At 45.8% G+C, this 20,328-nt stretch carries 17 protein-coding genes and 1 tRNA gene; 12 read left to right on the forward strand and 6 right to left on the reverse strand.

Annotation, left to right across the window (positions count from 1 at the left end):
- Window positions 1-71 precede the first annotated feature (71 nt).
- From SP90_RS00665 to SP90_RS00710, 10 genes are all read left to right on the forward strand, one after another.
- Window positions 72-998, forward strand: a complete 927-nt coding sequence (locus tag SP90_RS00665) for a selenium metabolism-associated LysR family transcriptional regulator (RefSeq protein WP_066851531.1) — start codon at window positions 72-74, stop codon at window positions 996-998.
- Complete coding sequence (gene selD, locus SP90_RS00670; protein WP_082936222.1) at window positions 991-2,055, forward strand: selenide, water dikinase SelD; 1,065 nt, start codon at window positions 991-993, stop codon at window positions 2,053-2,055. Before SP90_RS00665 ends, selD begins: the two co-directional genes overlap by 8 nt.
- Before the next feature lie 194 nt (window positions 2,056-2,249).
- Window positions 2,250-2,334: transfer RNA gene (locus SP90_RS00675), tRNA-Leu, on the forward strand.
- Window positions 2,335-2,415: 81 nt separating this feature from the next.
- Window positions 2,416-3,726, forward strand: coding sequence for a trigger factor (gene tig / locus SP90_RS00680; RefSeq protein ID WP_066851535.1), 1,311 nt, complete (start codon window positions 2,416-2,418; stop codon window positions 3,724-3,726).
- Between the two features lie 263 nt (window positions 3,727-3,989).
- A complete protein-coding gene (gene clpP, locus SP90_RS00685; protein WP_066851536.1) occupies window positions 3,990-4,592 on the forward strand; it encodes an ATP-dependent Clp endopeptidase proteolytic subunit ClpP in 603 nt (200 codons plus the stop codon).
- An 11-nt stretch (window positions 4,593-4,603) separates the two neighbouring features.
- Window positions 4,604-5,854 carry an ATP-dependent Clp protease ATP-binding subunit ClpX gene (gene clpX, locus SP90_RS00690; protein ID WP_066851537.1) on the forward strand — a complete coding sequence of 417 codons (1,251 nt, stop codon included), beginning with the start codon at window positions 4,604-4,606 and terminating at the stop codon, window positions 5,852-5,854.
- 154 nt (window positions 5,855-6,008) lie between these two features.
- On the forward strand, window positions 6,009-8,483 hold the full coding sequence (lon, locus tag SP90_RS00695) for an endopeptidase La (protein WP_066851538.1): 2,475 nt from the start codon (window positions 6,009-6,011) through the stop codon (window positions 8,481-8,483).
- Between the two features lie 169 nt (window positions 8,484-8,652).
- Window positions 8,653-9,471 (forward strand): FlgO family outer membrane protein, encoded by an 819-nt coding sequence (locus SP90_RS00700; RefSeq protein ID WP_066851539.1) that lies wholly within the window; start codon window positions 8,653-8,655, stop codon window positions 9,469-9,471.
- Between the two features lie 8 nt (window positions 9,472-9,479).
- A complete protein-coding gene (locus SP90_RS00705; protein ID WP_066851541.1) occupies window positions 9,480-9,776 on the forward strand; it encodes a hypothetical protein in 297 nt (98 codons plus the stop codon).
- Window positions 9,777-9,787: 11 nt separating this feature from the next.
- The gene (locus tag SP90_RS00710) at window positions 9,788-10,414 is read left to right on the forward strand and encodes a FlgO family outer membrane protein (RefSeq protein WP_066851543.1); all 627 of its coding nucleotides are present in this window, start codon (window positions 9,788-9,790) and stop codon (window positions 10,412-10,414) included.
- A 102-nt stretch (window positions 10,415-10,516) separates the two neighbouring features.
- Here SP90_RS00710 and SP90_RS00715 read toward each other — a convergent pair whose 3' ends face one another.
- From SP90_RS00715 to SP90_RS00740, 6 genes are all read right to left on the reverse strand, one after another.
- Window positions 10,517-11,212: a TetR family transcriptional regulator gene (locus SP90_RS00715; protein ID WP_066851545.1), complete on the reverse strand. Its 696-nt coding sequence runs from the start codon at window positions 11,210-11,212 to the stop codon at window positions 10,517-10,519.
- 9 nt (window positions 11,213-11,221) lie between these two features.
- Entirely contained in the window at window positions 11,222-14,428 is a 3,207-nt protein-coding gene (locus SP90_RS00720) for an efflux RND transporter permease subunit (protein ID WP_066851547.1), read from the reverse strand.
- A gap of 10 nt (window positions 14,429-14,438) precedes the next feature.
- A complete protein-coding gene (locus SP90_RS00725; protein ID WP_066851549.1) occupies window positions 14,439-15,770 on the reverse strand; it encodes an efflux RND transporter periplasmic adaptor subunit in 1,332 nt (443 codons plus the stop codon).
- A 124-nt stretch (window positions 15,771-15,894) separates the two neighbouring features.
- On the reverse strand, window positions 15,895-16,698 hold the full coding sequence (locus tag SP90_RS00730; protein WP_066851551.1) for a metal ABC transporter permease: 804 nt from the start codon (window positions 16,696-16,698) through the stop codon (window positions 15,895-15,897).
- 2 nt (window positions 16,699-16,700) lie between these two features.
- On the reverse strand, window positions 16,701-17,522 hold the full coding sequence (locus tag SP90_RS00735) for a metal ABC transporter ATP-binding protein (protein ID WP_066851553.1): 822 nt from the start codon (window positions 17,520-17,522) through the stop codon (window positions 16,701-16,703).
- 2 nt (window positions 17,523-17,524) lie between these two features.
- Complete coding sequence (locus SP90_RS00740; protein ID WP_066851557.1) at window positions 17,525-18,703, reverse strand: metal ABC transporter solute-binding protein, Zn/Mn family; 1,179 nt, start codon at window positions 18,701-18,703, stop codon at window positions 17,525-17,527.
- 141 nt (window positions 18,704-18,844) lie between these two features.
- Between SP90_RS00740 and SP90_RS16560 the strand changes: the two genes are divergently transcribed.
- Both SP90_RS16560 and ispG read left to right on the forward strand, forming a co-directional pair.
- Entirely contained in the window at window positions 18,845-18,982 is a 138-nt protein-coding gene (locus SP90_RS16560) for a hypothetical protein (RefSeq protein WP_157471147.1), read from the forward strand.
- Between the two features lie 264 nt (window positions 18,983-19,246).
- Window positions 19,247-20,326, forward strand: coding sequence for a flavodoxin-dependent (E)-4-hydroxy-3-methylbut-2-enyl-diphosphate synthase (ispG, locus tag SP90_RS00745; RefSeq protein WP_066851559.1), 1,080 nt, complete (start codon window positions 19,247-19,249; stop codon window positions 20,324-20,326).
- Window positions 20,327-20,328: the final 2 nt, after the last annotated feature.

Below are 20,328 nucleotides of genomic sequence, written 5' to 3' on the forward strand. Positions count from 1 at the left end.
AGGCCGTTGTTTTACAACGGCCTTTTTTTGTGTCTGTTGCGGTATTTTGTTTTTCGATGTAATCAATAGAGATGATCGATTACAGAAAGTTGGAAGCATTTTGTAAGGTGTATGAGTTGCAAAGTTTTTCCCGTGCCGGGAAAGATCTTTTTTTATCACAACCTACAATAAGTGCGCATGTCTCAGCGCTTGAGGCGGAATTAAACGTCCCTCTTCTGGATAGAATGGGGCGTGTTGTTTTGCCTACCGAAGCAGGAGTTATCCTGTATAAGCATGCTAAAGAGGCATTTGCCTCGCTTGCTTCTGCGCGCGCTGAAATTGCACAGCTGCATGATGAAATTTCTGGTGAGATTGTTATCGGCGGCAGTACAATCCCCGCGCACTATTTACTCCCCGGTATTATGGCGAGCTATATGCGTCTCCATACTGGTGTAGACGTTTCTCTCAAGGTTGCCGATTCTGAAGCGGTTATCAATAAATTGTCCAGTGGCGAGCTGACAGTTGGGGTTGTAGGGGCATTTGAAAATGATCCTGAACTCACATTTGTTCCGATTGTTGATGATGAACTTGTTGTCATAGCTTCACCTGAGTATGCTGGGGAACGTAAAGAGTTGCCGTTTGAAGAACTCAGTAAGTATGACTGGGTAATGCGTGAGCAAGGGTCAGGAACCCGTAAAGCATTTGCAAATGCGCTTGCTGAACGTAATGTTGATATCAGATCTCTTCCATCTGTGGTGCAGGTGGAATCAACAAATGCTGTTATTCAATTTGTCAAAGCGGGTATGGGGCTTTCCATTACATCCAGACTGGCAGTAGCTTCTGAGGTGGAGCGGGGGGACCTATGTATCCTTCCTGTGTCTGATATGAAATTGCACCGTAAGTTTTACTGTGCGTACCATAATCGCAGGCACTATTTCCCGGCTACACAAAGCTTTATTCAATATTTAAAAGAAAACACCCGTACAATGCGGGATGATGCAGGGTTTGAGCATGAGTAAGTCGCAGATTACTATGGTTGATACTGTTAAAGCTGCAGGTTGAGCTGCTAAAATAGCTCCGGGGGACCTGGAGCAGATTTTACAGTCGTTACCAAAAGCTGCTTCTCGGGAACAGGGCAGGGTGCTTGTTGGTACTGCGGATAATGAAGATGCTGCTGTTCTTTCTTTCCCTTCAGGTAAAGCCATTGTTCAGACACTTGATTTTTTTACACCCATTGTAAACGATCCATATCGCTTCGGTCAGATTGCTGCAGCAAACTCGCTGTCCGATGTGTATGCGATGGGTGGTACTCCGTGGTGTGCCATGAATATTGTATGTTTTCCTGTAAAAAGTATGCCGAAAGATATGCTCAGCGAAATTATCCGCGGCGGCTACGATAAGATTGTTGAAGCAGGAGCAGTTCTTGCGGGTGGACACAGTGTGGAAGATGCAGAAATCAAATACGGGCTTTCTGTAACAGGGTATGTTGACGCGGATGCCTATACGTCCAATGCGGGTTTGCAAAAAGGGGATAAGCTTATTCTCACAAAACCAGTCGGTACTGGTGTGCTGGCTACGGCTGTTAAGGCCAAGTGGAATGGCGCTGAAGAAATGGAAGAACTTTTGTATACATGGGCAGCCAGATTGAACAATGTAGGTGGTGAGCTTATCCGGCATATGGGGCTGAAGGCGGCGACAGATGTTACTGGCTTTGGGCTTGGCGGACATTTGCTCGAAATGGCGCAGGCCTCTAAAGCTAAAGTGGCTATTGACTCCGCTGCAGTTCCTGTGCTTGATAAAGCGCTTGAGCTTGCCGGTATGGGACTTGTGCCCGAGGGAAGCCACGCAAACAGGCTGCACTGTAAAAATGCAACAGAAGTTGCTGCAGGTGTTGACTCTTTACGGGTTGATCTTATATTTGACGCGCAGACTTCAGGCGGACTGGTTCTGGCAGTACCTGAAGCACGCGTTGAAGAGGCTGTTACGTTTCTTGAAGAGCGTGGCGAGCTTGCGACAGTTATTGGTGAAGTACTTGAAAGTGGTACTGAGTGCGGAATGTTACATATTCGTACATAATATATCACAGAAATGTTTGTGAGTAGCTTCATCCGTTTAGAGCTTTTTTTCACAAGAAATGCGAGTAATCGCATTTTTGTGCTTGAACTCTGTGCGCAGCAATGGTAAATGTCTGCGCCTTCGACATGTTACCAACCTAGCAACAGGAACATACAAACTCTTGTTCTGGTAACAGTCACTACATATGAATGAATGCGAGAGTGGCGGAATTGGTAGACGCACCAGATTTAGGATCTGGCGGTTAATCCCGTGAGAGTTCGAGTCTCTCCTTTCGCACCATATATCTCAATCCGGTACTTAACATAGTTGATCGCCGGAGAATTTTTCTAATTTTCCACTGGACAAGAAGGAGCGTGTGCCATGGAATATAAAGTAGAAGATCTGTCTCCGGTTAAGAAACAGATTAATATTACTGTTCCTGTGGACGAGGTTAATGCTGCACTTGCTGCAACTATTGCAATGTACCGTACCAACATCGACCTGAAAGGTTTCCGTAAAGGTAAAGTACCTTCCAGCGTCATCGAAGGTCGCTTTAAGAAAGAAGTTTACTCTGAAGCAACACAGGACCTCGTTAACGTTCATATCAATGAAGTAATCGGCGAAGGTGATTTTTCTCCGGTTTCCCGCATTGATTTTGATGGCGGCGAGCTTGTTCGTGACGAAGAGTTTTCTTACTCTATCTCCTTCGAAGTAATGCCTGCGTTTGACCTTCCAAACTACGAAGGCATTGATGTTGAAGAAGAAAAAGTAGTAGTAGACGAAAAAGAAGTTGATGAAGTAATCGACCGCATCCGTGGCAACATGGCTGAAAATGTAGTAGTTGCTGAAAATCGCGCTGCTAAAGACGGTGAAATTGCTGTAATCGACTTTGCTGCTTACGAAGACGGTGAGCCTGTAGAAGGCGTATCCGCTGAAAACTTCCAGATGACTCTTGGTGACAAGCAGGCTCTCGAAGACTTCGAAGCACTCGTAAAAACAATCACTGTTGGTGAGTCCGGTGAAGGCGACGTTACCTTCCCTGAAGACTTCATCAACCCTGAGTTCGCAGGTAAAACTGTGACCATGAAAGTGACTGTACACGCTATTCAGGAGAAAAAACTTCCTGAACTCAACGACGAACTTGCTAAGAAAGCAGGTGGTTTCGACTCCGTTGAGAAAATGCGTGAAGCTGTTGTAGAATCCTACAAAAACAGCCGTCTGCAGCTTAACAAATCTCAGGCTCAGAAAACCATGCTTGACTCTCTCCTGAAAACTGTTGAATTCCCGCTTCCAGATTCCATGGTTGACGGTCATGTTGACAGCCTCATTCAGGAACGCATCGAGCGTCTTGAGCGTCAGGGCAAGTCTGTTGAATCTCTCAACAAAACTCCAGAAGAACTTCGTGGCGAAGTTCGTCCTGAAGCAGAAGAGATCGCAAAGACTCAGGTTTTCCTTATCGCAGTAGCGAAGAAAGAAGGCGTAGAAGTAACTGACCAGGAAGTTGATATGCAGCTTCACCAGATCGCAATGCGTGCAGGTCAGGAATTCCACGTAGTAAAAGACTACTACGCTAAAAACAACCTTCTCTTCAGCCTTCGTGACCGTCTCCTCGCTGACAAAGCAATGGATGCAATCTACGAAAAAGCTAACGTTACTGAAGTTGAGCCGAAGAAAGAAGAAAAAGAAGACTAGACTCTCTTTTTCCTTTCTCAAGTCAACAATTAATAAACGGGGCGGCATCTTTGCTTGCCCCGTTTTTTTGCTTTGAATGCAAGTTATCACAAATTGAGCCCCATTGCTCCTTGAGCAGTTGGGGGAACTTCTGCTAGGTTGCTATAAGTCCGTTTGTAAGAACGGGTGGTGCACTCTGGTTATATTTCCGGTGTGTACATTCGCTGCCCTTTCTTTTTCCAAGCCTACAACACATACTTTTTTACCACTGTTAGGAGTGCGTTATGGCAGTGCCTATTGTTATTGAAACCACCGGTCGGTCTGAACGTGCCTACGATATCTACTCCCGTTTGCTTAAAGACCGGATTATTCTTCTTGGGACTCCTATTGATGATCAAATCGCTTCCTTGATTTGTGCACAGCTTCTGTTCCTGGAATCCGAGAATCCTGAAAAAGAAATTTACATGTACATCAACTCTCCCGGCGGTGCCGTAACCGCAGGGATGGCAATCTATGATACCATGCAATACATTTCTGCTCCTGTTGCTACACTGTGCATGGGGCAGGCTGCGAGCATGGGAGCTTTGCTGCTTGCTGCAGGTGCTGAAGGCAAACGGTACTCTTTGCCTAACAGCCGCATCATGATCCACCAGCCACTTGGCGGTATTCAGGGGCAGGCTACGGATATCGATATCCACGCCAAAGAGATTCTGCGTCTGAAAGATTCATTGAACGGTATTCTTGCACATCACACAGGAAAACCGATTGAAACTGTTGTGGAACACACAGAACGTGATTACTTCATGGGAGCTGAGCAAGCAAAGGACTTCGGCATTATTGACGAAATCCTTGTATCCCGTAATGACATTCTCAAAACAGAGAAGTAGTGGAATACAATATGGATAATAACTCAATCGAACCGACTGAAGAGCTTAATTGCACGTTCTGCGGAAAAGGTCAGGAGCAGGTTGCCCGCCTTATCGCAGGTCCGGAAGTCTACATTTGTGACGAGTGTATTGCTCTTTGTAATGAAATTATTGCGCAGGAGGGAGCTGAAGTCACTGAAGAGACTGGTCAGCTGCTTACCCCTGAGGAAATTAAAAGTAAGCTCGATGAGTATGTGATCGGCCAGCATCATGCTAAAAAGATTCTGTCTGTAGCCGTGCACAACCACTACAAGCGCGTGTTCTACGAGCATAAGCTTGGTGACGTTGAGCTTGAAAAAAGCAATATCCTTCTTGCAGGTCCATCCGGCAGTGGTAAAACGCTGCTTGCTAAGACACTTGCACGCATTCTGAATGTTCCGTTTGCTATTGCAGACGCAACAACGCTTACAGAGGCAGGCTATGTTGGTGAGGATGTCGAGAACATTCTCGTACAGCTCCTGCAGAATGCGGATTACGATATTGAATCTGCAGCCAAAGGTATCATCTACATCGACGAGATTGATAAAATCTCCCGTAAAGGTGACGGTCCGTCCATCACCCGTGACGTTTCCGGTGAAGGTGTACAGCAGGCTCTGCTTAAAATTATTGAAGGCACTGTTGCCAACATTCCGCCAAAAGGTGGACGTAAACATCCGCAGCAAGAGTTTATCCGCATGGATACCTCTAACATTCTCTTTATCGTGGGTGGTGCATTCATTGGTCTTGATAAGATCATTGAAACACGCATGAGCGGTAAGGCAATGGGCTTTGGTGCTAAGATTACTTCTAAAGAAGATATGACGTTTACGTCCCTGCTTACGCAGGTGCAGCCGAACGACCTTGTCAAATTCGGGCTTATTCCTGAGTTTATCGGTCGTATTCCGGTAATCACTTGTGTTGAAGAGCTTGGCGAAGACGATCTCGTTCGTATCCTTACTGAGCCGAAAAATGCTCTTGTACGTCAGTACCAGAAGCTTTTCGAGTTCGACAAAGTATCCTTACGCATTACCACAAACGCGCTTAAAGCGATTGCCCGTCAGGCAATTGATCGTAAAACAGGCGCAAGGGGACTGCGTAACGTTATGGAATCAATCATGCTGGAAATCATGTACCACCTGCCTTCCCTTAAGGGAGTTAAGGAGTGCGTGGTGAACAGGGCAGTGGTTGAAGAAGGAAAAGAGCCGATGCTCATTTATGAAAACGAGGCAAAAACTGCTTCTTAATTAGTTAGTTATCAAAATGCATCACATGAATGTGTGATGCATTTTGAGTATATTGAGCTGAAGCAATTGACAATTCGGCACCGAGACTTAACTATCTCGTTGTGCCTCTTGTCTTCCTTGCGGAAGAGTGCATGGCACGAAACGAGGAGGATATATGACTGAGATTGGAACAAGCGAAGAAAAGCGTCTTGATACCATTCAACTCCCACTGATGTCCCTGCGGGAAGTGGTAATGTTCCCGCGTTCGATAATTCCTTTGTTTGTTGGTCGTGAGGCCTCCATCAAAGCTATCGAGCATGCCATTGCTGATAGCAGTAAAGAAATCTTTCTTGTAGCACAGCGCGAGCCGGAAATGGAAGTACCGGAAAAGGACGACCTGTTCGAGGTCGGTACTGTTTCTAAAGTACTTCAGATGCTCAGACTGCCTGACGGCACTATTAAAGTGTTGTTCGAAGGTCTGTACCGTGCTCGCTGGACTCCTGCCGGTATTGAAAAAATAGAGGCAGAAGACGGAAGCGAAGAAGAAATAGCTTTTGTTCTTGCTGACGTTACTCCGGTTGATGAAAATGACATTGAAGGCACTGAAGCTGAAGCGCTTGCCCGTGCTTGTCATGAATCTCTGGAAGAATATGCAAAAATTAATAAAAAACTTGCTCAGGAAACCCTGCTTGCAATCAACGCAGTAAGCTCTGTAGGCAAACTGGCAGATGCCATTATGCCGCACCTTAAAGTTGATTACCGTATGAAGCAGGAAGTTCTGGAGCTTACCGATCCTGTTCAGCGACTTGAGAAAGTGTATGAACTCCTTCAGGGTGAAATTGCCATTACATCTATGGAAAAACGCATTAAAAACCGCGTTAAACATCAGATGGAGCGCAACCAGAAAGAGTACTACCTCAACGAGCAGATCAAGGCGATCAATAAAGAAATGGGGCGTGATGACGACCCTCAGGAAGAACTGAACGAGCTTGAGACAAAGCTTCGCGGTAAAGAAATGCCGGAAGAAGCGCTTGAGCGCGGTCTGCGCGAACTGAAAAAGCTTCGCGGTATGCCTGCTTCTTCTGCTGAGTACACTGTTGTCCGCAACTACATTGATTGGATTGTAGACCTTCCTTGGAACAATCTTAAAGATACTCCGATTGATATTGAAGAAGCCCGTTCTATTTTGGACACAGATCATTTCGGTCTGGAAAAGCCGAAAGAGCGTATTCTTGAGTTCCTCGCAGTACAGAAGCTTGCGACCAAGTTGAAGGGACCTATCCTTTGCCTTGTGGGCCCTCCGGGTGTCGGTAAAACATCACTTGCACGTTCTATTGCCCGTGCGACAAACCGTGACTTTGTCCGTTTGTCTCTTGGTGGTGTACGTGACGAAGCGGAAATCCGCGGTCACAGACGTACCTATGTAGGAGCATTGCCGGGTAAAATCATTCAGTCTCTCAAGCGAGTGGATCATAACAATCCGCTGTTCTGCCTTGATGAAATTGATAAGATGAGCACAGACTTCCGAGGCGATCCTTCAGCAGCCTTGCTTGAAGTGCTTGATCCGGAACAGAACGGCACATTTAATGATCATTACCTTGATCTGGACTATGATCTGTCTCAGGTGTTCTTTATCACCACAGCAAACAGCCTGCAGTCTATTCCGCTTCCGCTTCAGGATCGTATGGAAATTATTCAGCTGCCGGGCTATCTTGAGACAGAAAAGAAGCGTATCGCCCGTGATTTCCTGCTGCCTAAGCAGATTGAGCAGCACGGCATTAAGAGCGAAAACCTGCGCATGTCCGACAATGTAATTATGGATATTATCCGTTACTACACACGTGAAGCTGGCGTTCGTAACCTTGAACGCGAGATTGCTTCCATTTGTCGTAAAGCGGCAATGCGTGTGGTTGAAGCGGACGACATGGATAAGCTTGTTTCCATCACCACCCAGAATCTTCCTAACTTGCTCGGTGTGAAAAAATACCGTTATGGTGAAAGAGAAGATGAGTCTCAGGTTGGTGTAACAACAGGTCTTGCATGGACAGAACTTGGTGGCGAACTGTTGATGGTGGAAACTGCGATTATGCCGGGTTCCGGCAAAGTTTCCATTACAGGTAAGCTCGGTGAGGTTATGACAGAGTCTGCACAGGCTGCTCTTTCATACATCCGTTCCCGCTCCGGCCTGTTCGGGTTGAAGCCGGACTTCCACAAGTCGCTGGATATTCATGTGCACGTACCGGAAGGCGCAACTCCGAAAGATGGTCCGTCAGCAGGCATTACCTTGTGCACCTCTATGGTGTCAGCACTGCTTGGTATTCCTGTTCGTAATGATATTGCCATGACCGGTGAGATTACATTACGCGGACGTGTTCTGCCGATTGGTGGATTACGTGAAAAGCTTCTGGCTGCACGCCGTGGTTTGATTACAACTGTACTCATTCCTAAAGATAATGAAAAAGACCTTAAAGACATTCCTGCGGATGTTCTGCGAGGAATGAAAATAATCTCTGTAGAGAATGTTGATGAAGTGCTTCCATATGCATTGGCAGCAGATTCGGAGGATATCTATCAGGGAAAGTGTCAGACTAGGGAGTTGTTAGACTCTCTTAAGATCTGCGAACCTGAGGAAGCTCAGGTAACACACTAGCACAGCGTGTTTGATTGAATCTAAAAGACCGTCCATTAGGGCGGTCTTTTTTTTGTGCTGTTCCACTCTTATATTCTATTTAAGTTTTCCATTCCGACGCCGATAGTGAATGTAACTCGGCAAACAATGAACGCACCAAATATGGTACGAACAAATATGGAGGATCGGCATGTCTAATGCTTTTCGCGGCGTATTGATCGCACTCTTGGTAATAATGGTTGGCGCCCCGAAAGTATGGGCAGAGAAACATCCCCAGCAGCAGGTTTATGGTGCTGTTGAAAGTATGGTGCCGGAATCGGCAGATGCTCCTTACAAAGAAGACACTCCGTTCACACCAGTTACTACTGTTAGAAGTTACGATAGCGGTGTGATGCTTCCGGATGGAACCGGCGGCATGCTGTGGAGAAAGGGCACTATTCGTCCCGATCTGACAGCAGGTGACAATGCCCGCGAAGTGAAATTAAAAGTTCGTGAGCTTGCAAACCAGCTTTTATGTAACCTTGACTGGGAAGCATTTAAAAATGCCAGTGTACTTCCGGTTACATTTGTAGAGCAGGATAACTTTGAAAGAACCTCCGGTTTTGGGCGTTACATTGCTGAAGCGCTTATTTATGAATTCAACCAGCGTAATGTTCCGGTGAAAGAGTACCGCATTGGTAATGAAATCACCGGCCGTAAAGCTGAGGGTGAATTCATGCTTACCCGCAACCATCGTACCTACGTGAAAAACAGACGTGCTCTTGCGATTGTCGGTACCTACTATCAGGTAAAAGACAACGTGTTTGTGAATGCCAGAATGGTACGTGTGTCTGATAATGCGGTTCTCCGCACTGCACAGCTTGTGTTCCAGCAGACAGATGTTGTCCGTAGGATGCTTGCTGATACCGGCCCTAAGTTAAGCTCAGGCTATGTATCAATGCGTGACTTCACAACAATGACCAGAGCGAATGATCTGACAGCCATCGATCTTGGCGAAGACCTGCACTAGGAGCTCTCATGAAACGCGTCGTAATTTTAGCACTTGTGGTTGCCCTTACCGGCTGTACTGCGCTGAGAAGTAAAAACAAAACAGCTGTGCACCGTCCGGCAACATACAAAGTTGTTGCATCTCCATACAGCAGCAACTCTATGCAGAATTTATATATTGGAAGGCAGTACGTCGCTGAACAGCGATACGAGCTGGCAAAAGAGCATTTCCTGCTCGGACTGGCCTCTGCAGAACATGAAAATATGCGCGAACAGCTTGTTTCAGAAATTACAGCTGTGAACCGCTTAATCGAAACACTTCGGTAGAGGAGGTTCCCATGCTTCGTTATATATTTACCGCTCTGGTACTCTTTATGTGTTTGCTGCTTCCGCTTGCGGTATCAGCAGGTTCCAATGCTCCGGCTCAAGACGCAACAAGCTGTCAGCCGGTGGCAGTCAAAACAATTCCTGTTGTTGCAGATATTCTTGCAGAACAGCTTGATGCTCAGCTTCGTCAGAAACTGAATCTGGATGCAGGAGATGTGGAAGGCTACGGTGTCATTGTAACCACTCCTGTTGCACTGGGCGATCTTGAAGAATCCAGTGGCCTTGCCCGCCAGATGGGTGAAGAGCTGTCCCGCTGGTTTGTGACTTCAGGGTACAAGGTGCAGGAAGTTCGTAAAGGGCGTTCTGTTCTCTTTGAGCCACGAGGCGGAGAATTTATCCTGACCCGTCGCACTCATGTGCTTGCCAACGAGAATGTACGTGCAACCATCATTGTTGCAGGAACATACACACAGACTATGAACCGTGTCCGTTTTAACATGCGCTTCATCCATGCACCGACAAACGAGGTGCTTGCTATGGCTACACAGACTTTACCGCTTAATGCAGAAATGCGTTTGCTTACTGTAGGCAGCAACGATACTCGTGGGGTGGTACCAAGCGTGGGTACCAGCTTCTAGCAGTGCGTTATCATAATACGTTGAAAAGCCCCTGTGCAGGAACTGTACAGGGGCTTTTCTGTGTTACTTTGAGTCTAGTATGACTTGTGACAGGGCATTTTGTTAGGTCTTTAAGAGCCCTTGCAGATAACTATTCATTTGTAAGTTCGCAGCCTGCTCCCAATCTACGAGATCGGGGAAGTCGATATACGCCAGTGCATATCCGCAAATTTGAGCCCACACGGTAGCAGCAGTAGTTAGTGGATCTAGTTGTTCATCGAATTTGTTTTCATCAATACCTAATTGCACGACTCTAGCAATCTGCTCAATACAATCTCTGGAATCCTTAAGATCGGTGGCAAAAAATTCTTCTAGCTCACTGGACTGTTCTGTTTGTTGGAGGATCAGCCTCACTGCATTTTCGAGCATTGTATTATGTGTTAATTCATGCATCCATCTACTGAGCAGGTTGCGAATCCAATCACTGGGATCATCAATGCTATTCAGTTGTTCTTCCCAGAAGAAGTCAAGAGGTTCAAAAGCAACGTGTGCAACAGCATAGAATACATCTTTTTTATTTTTGAAATGCCAATATACTGCCCCGCGGGTAACACCGGCCGCGGTCGCAATATCCTGTAAGGTTGTTTTGGAGTATCCTTTCTGTAAAAAAGTGTTGAGCCCCGCATTGATAATATTAAGACGGGTTTGTTCTGTATTTTCTTTTGTCTGGCGAGCCATGATGTTGCCTTGAAATAAATGTAGTTGAAAAAAACACCTGCGTACAAACAGCGTTGTATCGCAGGTGTTTTTTATAGTCATGTACTTCCTTTATGCGGAAAGTGTTTTTTCATGGGTAATAAGCTTATACAGACATGGAATGACAACCAGAGCCATTATGGTTGCCACAGTAAGTCCAAAGATAATAGCAAGGCATAGTGGCATCCAGAAAGGACTGGATATGGCGAGTGGAATAAGACCGATTAACGTGGTTACAGTTGTCGAGATGATTGGTCGTAAGCGCTCAGAAGCTCCTGCAGAGGCTGCCTCCGAAATGGATGCCCCTTTTTGCCTGACCTCGTTCATTGTTTCAATCATAACAATTGCATTATTTACAACAATGCCAGCAAGGGAGATGATTCCGATGATAGCAGGGAAGCTAAGAGGCATATTGAATAGAAAGAAGCCGATGAATGTGCCGGTTAGCGCAAGAGGAACTGTAAGCATAATAATGATTGGCTGCATAAAAGAACCAAAGAGCAGGGCAAGTACCGAAAAAACGAGAAACAACGCGAGTGTTAATACCATTGGTACAGAGGAATATACTTCAGATGTGCTTTCTGCCTCGCCTGAAAAAGACCAGGAATATCCGCTGGGCCATGTTTGTTCCATGGTTTCAAGTTTAGGCTGCACAGCTTGTAATATTTGAGATGCGGTAACTCCGTTTGTTTTTGCCGTTACACTGACAGTGCGTCTGTTGTTACGGTGAAGAATAACTTGAGATGCCTCTTCTGGATCAAAGGTAAGCAATGAAGATACTGGAATAGAAATTCCGGAATCATTAGTTACGGATAGAAAGTGTAGTTCTTCAGCAGTGCGAGGGCTGCCAATTTTTCCTTCTCGGCTTGCCCATAGCGTACTGAGTTTTATGTCCAGATCTTCTTTAACTCCCGGAAGCTTATAGCTACCGATTTTATCGTTCTCCAAGGCTATACGTACTTGGTTGATTACATCGTCGAGTTGAACTCTGTAAAAGTTAAGCGCTTCACGTCGAGGCGTAGTACGTAGCTGATCCTCAGCTGGCCCAAGATTGTCTGCAACATCGCTTGTGCCCTGTACGTTACGTAAAGCACTCTTCACATCATTTGCAATTGTACGAAGCTTCTTGATTTCAGTGCCTGTAAGTTCAATTTGTACAGGTGCCGCACCAGTTGAACCGCCAACTTCTGCTTTTAAAAACAGTTCAGTACCCGGATGCTTGCTAAGGACGCTGTTAATTCTGGCTCGAAGTTCAGGCTGGTATTCATACGCAAGTTTGTTGCGCTCCTTCTTAGGAAGAAAACGGAGTGAGAAACCGATAAAGTTCGTAGATTCTGTGGGAAGCAATGAATCCTGCAGTGAGCCACCGGAGAAAGGACTTTTCTTGCCTACAAACATAGTGACGCTTTCAAGGAATGACGTGTCTTTTAACGTAGCCCCGACTTCAGAAGCGAGTTTCTGAGACTGCTCAAGGTCTGTACCTGGTGCAAGACGGATAAAGACCCCCATGTTAAGACCGTCATCTTTTGGATACATTTCACTTGGAAGGTATCCTGCAAGGTTGAGAGACAGAATAAAAAGTGCAAAGGCACCCGCAACCCATGCTGCAGCTTTTTTTTTGCTGGCAGCAGGCCCAATAAGCAACCACGCCTTAAAAGAAGCGCTGATACGTTCTGTTAAATTATCCACAGCTGTTTTTGTGGTATTCAGATTTCCTTTGCCTAGCAGGAATCTGGAGAGTGGGATCGATACCAGAAATGCGACCACAAAGCTAAGCAAAAGACACGTGATAGTTGTAATTGGAATAAGACGAATAAATTTACCGTCGAGCCCTCTTATGGCTAGAAGAGGCGTCATGGCGAGGACGGTAGTCATTTGGCCGGCAAAAGCCGGCATTGCATATGTTTTGATTGTGGAATGAGCAGCAGGTAGGAAGCCTAACTTTTTAATAAAGATTGCTTCGTGCATTCCTTCCATAACAAGGATAAATACGTCGACAAGCATTCCTAATGCCAGCACCATACCGATGATTACAATCATATTCATAGTGTTGCCGAGCAACGCAACAATCGCTACAGAGCCAAGGAACGTTATCGGTATGGAAAGCCCTGCTATTAAAGCCTCACGCCAGGTAAGCATAAAAAGCAATACAAGGAAAACCGCAACCATTGCTTGCCAGCCATTGGAAATCATAGATGACAGTTGGTTGGTGATTGTGCTGGATTCATTGGAAACGATTGCGTATTGCAATGAGTTTGGCCAATCTGGTGCCTGAGTTGCTTTTTTTATGACTGCTTCTGCTTTTTTTATGAGAGCTAACGTGTCTCTGCCGGATACTTTGATGATACCGATAGAAATACCTTGCAAAAAATTTCCGCCGCTCCAGCTAAGCAAACAACGGTTAATCTCTTTGTCCAGATTCCTGCTCACTTCAGCAACTTCATGAAGTCTGATTGTCCTGCCGTTTGTGAGTCGTTTAACAGGGACGTTTCTGAGGTCATCTAGCGATTCAAAACGTGCTGTCAGGTTGACTGACCATGAAGCGGAGTTATCCTCTATCTGCCCTAAAGGCATGTCTCTGGATGCACTGGTAATAGCATCTCTAACCGTGGTCGCAGACAGGGCTAATGCACGCATGCGAGCTGGTTTCAGTTGAATTCTGACAATTTCTTTTCGATCCCCGGAAAGTTGTGCTTCACGAATTCCATTGATGCGCTCAAACTTTCTTTTCAAATCGCGTGCAACGGTACCCATCCTAGCTGGGTCTACATTTCCGTAAATCATGAAAGTCGCAATCGGGGTATCGGAAACTGCAACTTCAGTAATTTTTGGTTTTTTAGCTTCGCTGGGGAGGTCAGCCTCAGCTTCACTAACTTTTGCTCTGAGCAATGCCATTGCTTCTGACATAATTTCATCTGCCTGGAATTCAACCGTGATAGATGAAAAGTTGCGTCGTGAACCGGAGCGAAGGCTTTTCAGCCCTTTGAGAGATTTAAGTTTTTTTTCGATTTTATTGGTAATTTCTTTTTCAATAATTTCAGGCGAAGCCCCGGCCCATTCTGTTGTAACAACAGCCTGCGGAATGGATAAATCGGGAAAGGACTCCTTAATCATATGTGTGTAGCCGAAGATACCGCCGATCACTAATGTGAAGAGGAAAAGAATGCTGAAGGTTGTTTTGCTGATAAAGAATTTGAAAAAAGCAGAGTAGTGGTCAGGATCGTCTGCGGAGTTATTCATATTCTGTTCATGTAGTTTTTGTTTTTCTTTACTATCCATGGTGTGTTCTCTATTCGGCTTTGCTGGCTGCAAGAGTATGAGGAACAGGGATGACTTCAACAAGTGAACCATCAACGAGCAGGTGTTTACCGTTGGTTACAATTAACTCATCAGAAGTAATACCGGATGTGATTTCATAGCGGGTCAAACTGTGTATGCCGATAGTGACAGCCCGTTTAGAAACCGAACCGTCCTTGTTTACCACAAAGACAAAAGCATGATTGTCGCGGAAGATAACGCTATTACGGGGTGCGATAAGTGCATCTTCTTTTTCAGTTATTGCAATCCATCCATTAATATACAGTCCGTCACGCAATGCTTCCGGGTTTGAGGTAGTGCGTAGCTTGACTTTGATGGTTCGGCCTTCTGGAGTAACAGCTGGTGTAACCGCCCAAACGGAAGCGGTGGCGATATTAGAACCACTTTCAAGTTCAGTTGTCTCTGGTGAGATGATTTCCTCACTGGCAGCAAGAACTGCACTTTGCCCTTCTTTGATATTAACACCATCATATACAGGAAGATCCATGGTGATTTCGTATTCTGACGGGTCAATGACAACGATTGAGGCAGCACGCAATGCATTGTCTTCGCTCATATTGTTGATGGAAGCAGGTTGGACATGGTCGCCTTTTTTGATGTTCATATATGTTATGACACCATCAAACGGGGCAAATATTCCTGTCCGTTCAATTGAAATTTGAGCCTTACGCAATGTGGCAGCCATAGCTTTTACGCGGGATTTTGCAGAAGTGAGCTTGGCCAGAGCTGTTTTGTATTGAGCTTGTGCGTTGCTCTTTTGTGCTTCTTGTTGCTGAAATTTTTGGGCGGAGATTGCTTTAATCTTATAGAGAGATTGCATGCGCAGGTAGTTTGCTTCTGCAAGGTTCAAATCAGTTTGCGCTTGCTCCACAACATGCTCAGCTGTGGACACATCCTGTCTTGCCTCAAATAATTCTGCTTCTTTGGCAATGTAGGTTTCTTCGTTATCACGTTTGTCAACACGAGCCAGAAGCTGACCAAGACGTTGGCCTTCGACAGGTCCCATTACTTGTGCACCTTCGCGAAGAATTCGTCCGTCTTTTTCTTTAGCGATGAACACGACTTTTCCGGCTTGCTCGAATGTAAGGAGTTCGCGACGAACAGCGCGAACCGTTCCTTCGCCGAATACCCAACTTCGAATTTTGCCTCGAGTCGCTGAAACAGCTGTGACACGGATATTTTTGCGTGATGGCTGTGCGATATCTTTTGTTTCATTATTTTTGTTGAGCACCGTAGCAGCAGCGATTGTTGCGCATAACAGGCCAATAAATAGTATTGTTTTACTATTACGTGAGAGTTTCATTGTACTACCTTTTATGTTTAATTGTGCTGCATATGTAATTATACATTCATGAATGTTTGTAAATAGTATTTTATAAAAAAAGCCGGATCGTTAAACGATCCGGCTTTGAGTTTGGAATGTATCTTTAGTTTTTTCGTAGCTGCTCTATCCCGACAACAGTAAAGAAGCAGATGGCAGCAACTGCAATAATGCTTGCTCCGGATGTCAGGTTAAACCAGTAGGCAACCATGAGACCAGCCACGCAGAACAATGTACTCCATAGGATTGCTACTCCCATCATGGAAGCAAGGTTTCGAGCTTTTCGTTCTGCAATAAAAGGGGGAATGGTCAGCAGGGCAATGACAAGGATAAGCCCTACTACACGGATAACCATAACGATTGATACTGCAGCCATGCAAACAAGAAGGATATGCAGCAATGCGGCCGGAAGCCCTCGTGACTCTGCATATTCAGCATCAAAGGTAATGCTGAGTAGACCGGGGTAGAAGAGAATTGTTGCGACTACAATGAATATATCCAAAGCAAGCATGAGCCAAAGATCATGCGCTGATACAGTCAGGATTGAGCCGAAGAGAAAACTCATCAAGTCGACATTGTATCCCGGAGTAAGGTCAATGAGGATAATACCGAACGCCATTCCCGCCGCCCAGAGAACCCCGATAACGGTGTCAGCCTTTTCTTTATACGTACGTGCAATGGTGGACATGACCACTGATGAGCCAAGGGTGAACCCTAATGTGCACGGAAGAACAGGAAGTCCGAAGAAAAAGGCAAGACCTACGCCGCCATAGGCCGCATGTGCTACGCCACCTGCAAGAAATACAAGTCTGTTAAGGACCACAAGAGTACCGACAATGCCACACGCGACAGAAGCAAGCAGGGATGCTGCAATAGCATTCTGCATAAAAGGAAGTGTAAGAATGTCCATGGTTATTCCTTTGGTGGCTTCGGTACTGTTATGTCGGAAAACGGCTTGAATGAAAGCATTTGTGGAACATTGTCGATGAAAGCGCCCATAGGGCATGTGCTTTCATGCGTGCCGTATAGATGTGCAAGGAATTCGGGAGTAAGGTCGTTGCCTTCGTGGTACGACAGGTTGCGGTTAACAACAGCAATCCCTGTGAAGGGGGATGCCGCAATGGATATGTCGTGGCTGACAACAATCGTAGTGATATCATCAGGTAATTTTGCGAGAAATTCGTAAAAACAAAATTTACCGCTCGGGTCAAAGTTGGCTGTGGGCTCATCAAGCAGCAGCAGTTTTGGGTCAGACATAAGTGCACGGGCAACAATGACTCGTTGCCGTTGTCCGCCGGAAAGGTTGCATAGCCGTTCTTTTTCTTTTCCTGCAAGACCGACCATCTCCAACGCTTCAACAGCCTTTTGCTCGTTGCGCTGTCGCTGTTGTTTTGAAAATGGAAATAAAAGGGGGCTGCTGATAGCCCCCATCATAACAACATCAAGCAAGTTGGCAGGGAACAAATCCTTGGTGGTGGCGTATTGCGGTACATACCCGATATACCGGACGCTTTCCGAAGGCTTTCTGCCAAAAACTGCAATATGACCGGCCTGTGGAGTAAGCAATCCCAGTATGCATTTGAGCAGTGTGGTTTTGCCCCCGCCGTTTGGTCCAAGAATAGCGATATACGCACCCTGCGGTACGGTAAAGTTCAGGTTCTCCAGAACCGTGAAGCGAGGGGCTTCAGGGTAGGCAAACCTGAGATCTGTGATGTCGATTACTGGTTGATTCATAATTACTCAAAAAGAATAAAAGATGCTGCAAGCTTTTTAGAAACCGTGCGTAAGTTTTCTTCCCAGTTTTCTGCAAGCGGGTCTGCTGTAACAACTGTTCCGTCGATAGAAGCTGCAATGGTCTTGGCGCTGGACTGTGAGAATTGCGGCTGAACAAAGATTGTACGCAAGTGGCGTTCCTTAGCAATCTCTGTGATTTGAGCCAGAACCTTTGGGGTAGGCTCTTTTCCTTCAAATTCAATCGGTAATTGAATCAGGTTGTAGGTCATGGCGTAGTAGCCCCATGATGGGTGGAAGACCATAAATACACGTTTTTCCATTGGAACAGGTGCAAATATAGCGTGAATTTCTTTATCGAGCTCATCAAGTCTTTTCGTGAATGCACGGGTGTTGATGCGGTATTGTTTTGCATGTTCAGGAGCAATTTTGGTCAGAGCCAGTCGGGTTGGCTTTGACATAGCTTTTACCCAGCGTGGAGAAAGCCATACATGCGGGTCAAGCATGCCGGCATGACTATGCCCGCTGTGATCATGCCCATGAGCTTCATGATCATGGTGTTTTTCGTGGTCATGATCGTGATGCTCATGAGGAGCATGTGCTTTATCGTTGTGTCCTGTGTGCTGTGCGTGCTCTTCATGTCCTGCATGATCGTCATGGTCAGCATGTGCAGCATGGTTGTCGTGATCTTCATGTTCTTCGTGCTTTTTGCCATGCTCTTCATGATCATGCGCTGTTTTACCTGCATGCTCATTGCGGTAATCCTTTAACAATGTGCCCCGCGGGCTTGCGTCAGCTTCTATCGCACTGGCGGCCATAGGTAGCTTGCGAAGATCTTTGTCCACATGGACAATGGTAAGATCCAGATTTGTTGCCTGAAGGCGCGGCAGCCATGTGCGTTCAAATGGAACGCCGATAGCAAGGTACAGCTTTGCCTGAGCCAGCTTAGCCATTTGTCGCGGGCGTGGTTCATAGGTTGCAGGGCTGGCGCCTGGCATAACCATGACTTCAACATCAACCGTATCTCCAGCGATCTGTTCAATAAAATACTTTTGTGGAAGGATGCTGACAAACACAACAGGTTTGCTGGCTAACGCATTATTTGTGAACGGGGCTGTAATCAGAAGGGCTAAAAAAACGAGCGTCATGAATAAAAGCGCGGTTGTTTTTTTTACGAGGTGCATATCTGCTCACTTTGTAATTTGTGATTGAATATCTATTAGTGTCGGATGGTTATGGTGACTATATAGCAATCTCTTGGAATAATGCAATATAGATTCCTGAACCTATAACTTCCGTCACAAAAGGGGGCTTATGGAGTACTTTTGGGTAGTTCCACAAGCGCAGGTAAGATCGCCATCATTGCAAAGAAAGAATGTGCCTACGACCGTGGCTTCGTAATGAAAGAGGCTGAGAGCAAGCCAGCCGGAATCTTTTCTTTTTTTATTGGCGAAGTTGGTTGATAATAGTATTCAATCGTGTTTTGTCAACACAAAATCCATGTTCCAAGACACTTGGCTTGCCATGTGAAATGCAGTAATGAGAATGGATTGATTATGAAACATCCTTTGGGGGATGACGATAGTTTTGCAGAGTGTAAAAAAATGGACATGCTGCCTTGTTGCCATATGTTGTATTCTGTCATTAAAGCGCAGGCCGAATACAACATAAGCAGGACAGTGTGCATTGTTTTATGGCTCTGTATAGGGAAGGAGTAAGAGGAACCTATGTCCTTACAAAGAAGAAAGACTCGGGAAGTGACTGTCGGGTCACTGAAAATCGGCAGTGAACATCCGGTTGTTGTGCAGAGCATGACAAACACAGATACCCGTGATGTAGAGTCCACAGTTGCCCAGATCGAAGAACTTGTAGCCGGCGGGTGTGAGCTTGTACGTGTTGCGGTTCTTGATGAACAGGCTGCATGGGCTATCTCCCGAATCAAAGAACAGATTACTGTTCCGGTTATTGCGGACATTCACTTTGACCACAGACTGGCAATAAAATCGTTGGAAGCCGGTGTTGACGGATTGCGTATCAATCCGGGCAATATCGGAGGTGAAAAGAATGTGGATAAGGTGGTTGCTGCAGCCAAAGCACATAATGCGGCTATCAGAGTCGGAGTCAACAGCGGTTCTGTAGAAAAAGCATTATTGGACAAATTTGGTGGGCCGACTCCTGAAGCAATGGTAGAAAGTGCGTTGCACCATGTTGCCATGCTTGAAAAACGTGATTTTTATAACACTAAGATTTCTTTGAAATCATCTTCTGTACTGCATACAATCGATTCCTACCGGTTACTTGCAGACAAATGTGATTACCCTCTGCATATCGGCGTTACAGAAGCCGGTACATTGCTGCGCGGAGCCATAAAATCTTCAGTAGGTCTTGGTGTATTGCTCTGGCAGGGCATTGGTGATACTTTGCGCGTTTCCCTGACGGACGATCCTGTTCAGGAAATGACTGTCGCATGGGAACTTCTGCGCTCACTCGGCCTGCGAAACCGCGGTCCGGAGATTATCTCATGTCCTACCTGCGGTAGAACCGAAATTGGTCTTATCAACCTTGTTGAAGTTGTTGAGAAACGTCTTGAGGGTGTCGTTGAGCCTATCAAAGTGGCTGTTATGGGCTGCGTTGTTAATGGGCCGGGCGAAGCACGCGAGGCGGATATCGGTATTGCCGGTGGCAGAGATAAAGGCATTATTTTCCGCAAAGGAAAAGTTATTAGAACGGTAAAAGGCGGAGCTAATTTGCTTAACGCCTTTATGGAAGAATTAGATAATTTTCTTATAGAACGAAATAAAGGATAGCT

The organism is Halodesulfovibrio spirochaetisodalis, assembly GCF_001672295.1.
GTDB classification, from domain to species: domain Bacteria; phylum Desulfobacterota; class Desulfovibrionia; order Desulfovibrionales; family Desulfovibrionaceae; genus Halodesulfovibrio; species Halodesulfovibrio spirochaetisodalis.

Excerpts from the sequence above, each read along its gene's own strand:
- SP90_RS00725 (WP_066851549.1), bottom strand. The coding sequence starts at position 15,770 with ATGAAACTCTCACGTAATAGTAAAACAATACTATTTATTGGCCTGTTA.
- SP90_RS00740 (WP_066851557.1), bottom strand. The coding sequence starts at position 18,703 with ATGCACCTCGTAAAAAAAACAACCGCGCTTTTATTCATGACGCTCGTT.
- SP90_RS00735 (WP_066851553.1), bottom strand. The coding sequence starts at position 17,522 with ATGAATCAACCAGTAATCGACATCACAGATCTCAGGTTTGCCTACCCT.
- clpX (WP_066851537.1), top strand. The coding sequence starts at position 4,604 with ATGGATAATAACTCAATCGAACCGACTGAAGAGCTTAATTGCACGTTC.
- SP90_RS00700 (WP_066851539.1), top strand. The coding sequence starts at position 8,653 with ATGTCTAATGCTTTTCGCGGCGTATTGATCGCACTCTTGGTAATAATG.
- tig (WP_066851535.1), top strand. The coding sequence starts at position 2,416 with ATGGAATATAAAGTAGAAGATCTGTCTCCGGTTAAGAAACAGATTAAT.
- SP90_RS00710 (WP_066851543.1), top strand. The coding sequence starts at position 9,788 with ATGCTTCGTTATATATTTACCGCTCTGGTACTCTTTATGTGTTTGCTG.
- lon (WP_066851538.1), top strand. The coding sequence starts at position 6,009 with ATGACTGAGATTGGAACAAGCGAAGAAAAGCGTCTTGATACCATTCAA.
- SP90_RS00715 (WP_066851545.1), bottom strand. The coding sequence starts at position 11,212 with ATGACTATAAAAAACACCTGCGATACAACGCTGTTTGTACGCAGGTGT.
- SP90_RS00730 (WP_066851551.1), bottom strand. The coding sequence starts at position 16,698 with ATGGACATTCTTACACTTCCTTTTATGCAGAATGCTATTGCAGCATCC.
- SP90_RS00720 (WP_066851547.1), bottom strand. The coding sequence starts at position 14,428 with ATGGATAGTAAAGAAAAACAAAAACTACATGAACAGAATATGAATAAC.
- SP90_RS00665 (WP_066851531.1), top strand. The coding sequence starts at position 72 with ATGATCGATTACAGAAAGTTGGAAGCATTTTGTAAGGTGTATGAGTTG.
- clpP (WP_066851536.1), top strand. The coding sequence starts at position 3,990 with ATGGCAGTGCCTATTGTTATTGAAACCACCGGTCGGTCTGAACGTGCC.
- ispG (WP_066851559.1), top strand. The coding sequence starts at position 19,247 with ATGTCCTTACAAAGAAGAAAGACTCGGGAAGTGACTGTCGGGTCACTG.
- SP90_RS00705 (WP_066851541.1), top strand. The coding sequence starts at position 9,480 with ATGAAACGCGTCGTAATTTTAGCACTTGTGGTTGCCCTTACCGGCTGT.